This window comes from Methylobacterium sp. Gmos1 (assembly GCF_053764715.1).
Genome location: NZ_JBSNCC010000053.1, coordinates 1 through 2,892, shown reverse-complemented (window position 1 = coordinate 2,892; position 2,892 = coordinate 1). Strand labels below are relative to the sequence as shown.

The 2,892-nt window shown below is 64.8% G+C and carries 2 protein-coding genes; both read left to right on the top strand.

The window, feature by feature from the left end:
• Positions 1–388: 388 nt before the first annotated feature.
• Positions 389–2,335 carry a putative bifunctional diguanylate cyclase/phosphodiesterase gene (locus tag ACS5PV_RS32690; protein WP_455399473.1) on the top strand — a complete coding sequence of 649 codons (1,947 nt, stop codon included), beginning with the start codon at positions 389–391 and terminating at the stop codon, positions 2,333–2,335.
• Positions 2,336–2,519: 184 nt separating this feature from the next.
• On the top strand, positions 2,520–2,678 hold the full coding sequence (locus tag ACS5PV_RS32685; protein WP_455399472.1) for a DUF3309 family protein: 159 nt from the start codon (positions 2,520–2,522) through the stop codon (positions 2,676–2,678).
• The last annotated feature ends 214 nt before the right edge of the window (positions 2,679–2,892 follow it).

Genomic DNA, 2,892 nt, shown 5'->3' with positions numbered 1-2,892 from the left:
TACAATCCAGTTCGACGCCACTCCGCCCTCGGCTACCGCTCGCCGATCCGCTACGAGAAGGAGATGCTGACGGACCCATCGCCCGCAAGCTGATCACCACTCCACGAAAGCGGGTGAACATCAACATCAACATCACATGGCGATGAATGGCAGGGGTGAGCTATAGCGCGAAGCGCCGGCTCGCAGACGCGTTGAGGGCGAGCACCATCACTGAGAGCGATCGCCTCGCGAGCTGCTTCGAGGATCTGTGCAGCTTGCCAGATAACCGTCATACGCTGACACATGTGCTTGCAGTAACATTTCATTCAAAACTGCGGGCCTCTCTGACACGGATTATGGTGCCGTGATCGGCTGATCCGAGCAGGGTGAATGCGCAGTGCGCAGGTTGTTGACGATCATCGACCTCTTCCGGGTCGAAACCTCAAATCCGGATCTGATGCGGGCGCAGATGCGGGCTCTGCACAACCAGGTGCCGCTGCTCTACGTGATCATGGCGATCAACTCGACGGCCGTGGCGATGACCCATCTGGGCGTGGCGCCGGATCGGATCACCATCTACCCGCTTGCCGGCCTCCTCGCGTTATGCGGCGCACGTCTTATCCTGTGGCTGCGCCGCCGGGGCCGCCCGATCGACGAGAGCCGCCTCGCGGCCAAGCTGTGGATGACTGTTGGCCTCTCCGCATTCCTAGCAGCCGGCTTCATGACTTGGGCCGTGTCGCTGCTGCCCTACGGAGACGCCTACGCACAGGCGCACGTCCTACTCTACGCCGCTACCACATCGATCGCCTGCGTGTTCTGCCTCGCGAATTTGCGGGCGGCAGCCCTGATGATCCTGATGGCTGTGACCGTCCCATTCTGTCTGCATATCGGCAGCATCGGTAATCCGATCATGAAGGCCATTGCTCTCAACTTGGTGATCGTCATGGGGGCTGTCGCCTTCGTGCTCCTCACCTATTACCGAGACTTCACCCGCCTGATCGGACACCAGGTCGAGCTTGGGCGTCTAGGTTGGGAGAACTTGCGGCGTGCTAACCTCGACCCCCTGACTGAACTGCCCAACCGGCGCAACTTCTTCGACTCGCTTGAGCAGGCCCTGGTTGAAGCTGAGAGTAGCGGTGAGAGGTTCGTCGTCGGCCTCGTCGACCTTGACGGGTTCAAGCCGGTGAACGACGCCCATGGGCATAGCGCAGGCGACGCCGTGCTGCAGGAGACCGCTCGGCGCCTGCAGCAAGTCGTCGGCGAGGGCGGCGTGGTTGCGCGCCTCGGGGGCGATGAATTCGGCCTCGTCCTGCGGCGGGCAGCCAGCGCCGCCGCGACCGAGACAACGGGCGGGGCGATTAGCGCCGCGATCAGCGCGCCCTTTCGCCTGCCGCATGGTGGCACCGCCCAGATCGGCGCTTCGATCGGGTTCGCGACGCATCCGGAGGCCGGACGCAAGGCGGCCCAGTTGGTCGAGCGGGCGGATTATGCCCTGTACTACGCCAAGGCGAACCGCCGTGGCGCCGCTGTGCTGTTCACCGAGCAGCATGAGACGCTACTGCGTACCCAGAGCGTCATCGAGCAGGCCCTGCGCCACGCTGACCTGACCCAGGAACTGACCCTGGTCTACCAGCCGATCGTCGACGTACGGCGCGGCCGCACGGTGGCGTTCGAGGCGCTGGCGCGCTGGACCAGTCCGGAACTCGGCCCGATCTCCCCGGCGGTCTTCGTGCCGATCGCTGAGCGCTCGGGCCTCATCACCCGCATCACCGAGGTGCTGCTCCGCCAAGCCCTCGATGCCGCTGCTGCCTGGTCTCCGGGCATCGCCCTGTCGTTCAACCTGTCGATGGCGGACATCGCCTCGCCGCAGGCCGCCGACCGTATTGTCGCGGCCATCCGGGCGAGCGGCTTGGCACCCGGGCGGGTTATCCTGGAGGCAACCGAGACGGCGCTGATCCAAGACGTCGCGCAGGCGCAGCGTGTACTCGAGACGCTGAGGGCGAACGGCATCGCCATCGCGCTCGACGATTTCGGTACTGGCTACTCGTCCCTGAGCTACGTCCACCGCCTGCCCCTCGACAAGCTCAAGATCGACCGCAGCTTCGTCAGCGAGGTCACGACCGACCGGGCGAGCCGCGACATCGTCACGTCGATCGCCGCTCTCGCCCACAACCTCAAGCTCGACTGCGTGGTGGAGGGGATTGAGACTGCTGAGCAGGCCCGCCTGCTCGAAGGGCTCGGCTTCGTACTGATGCAGGGCTACCATTTCAGCCGGCCGATGGGCTTCCCCGACACCCTGCGCTACCTCGATGCCGAAGCGGGGCGGACCGTTCGACCGATCCAAGCCGTTGCCTAGCGGTCTTCGTCCTCGACGCGACAGCCTTAGCCGCCAACCCGTTCGCGTCTCCATCAGGAGGGAACGCCCCGATCCGCCGCTCAGGCTTTGTGGTCGCGCCTCGACCTGCTTCCCGCCTGAGGAACGAAAGGCCCCAGGTTGGCATTCCTTCTGTCAGCCAGCTTGGCCTTAAGGACTGCCGCTCATGACCCTCCTGATCATCCTCATCCTGCTCATCCTGCTCTTCGGCGGCGGCGGCAGCTTCTACGGTGGCGGTCGCTACCGCACGGGCGGACTCGGTATTGGCGGCATCCTGCTCATTATCCTGATCGTGCTTCTGCTCACCGGCCGGATCACGATCTGACGTCGTCCTGACGAGCGCGTCGCGCCACCTCGGCCATCATCTCGTTCGGGAGCGGTCGCTGCAGCTGCAAGGCCTCCTCGGCCGGCCCTTCTGAACCGCCCCGGGTTTCCTGGAGGCTCCAACTTCTGAGAGGATGGAGCCATGACGAAGCGAACAGCCCCTTTTTCGCCTGAGGTGCGCGAGCGCGCGGTGCGGATGGTGCGCGACCATGAGG

Excerpts from the sequence above, each read along its gene's own strand:
- ACS5PV_RS32685 (WP_455399472.1), top strand. The coding sequence starts at position 2,520 with ATGACCCTCCTGATCATCCTCATCCTGCTCATCCTGCTCTTCGGCGGC.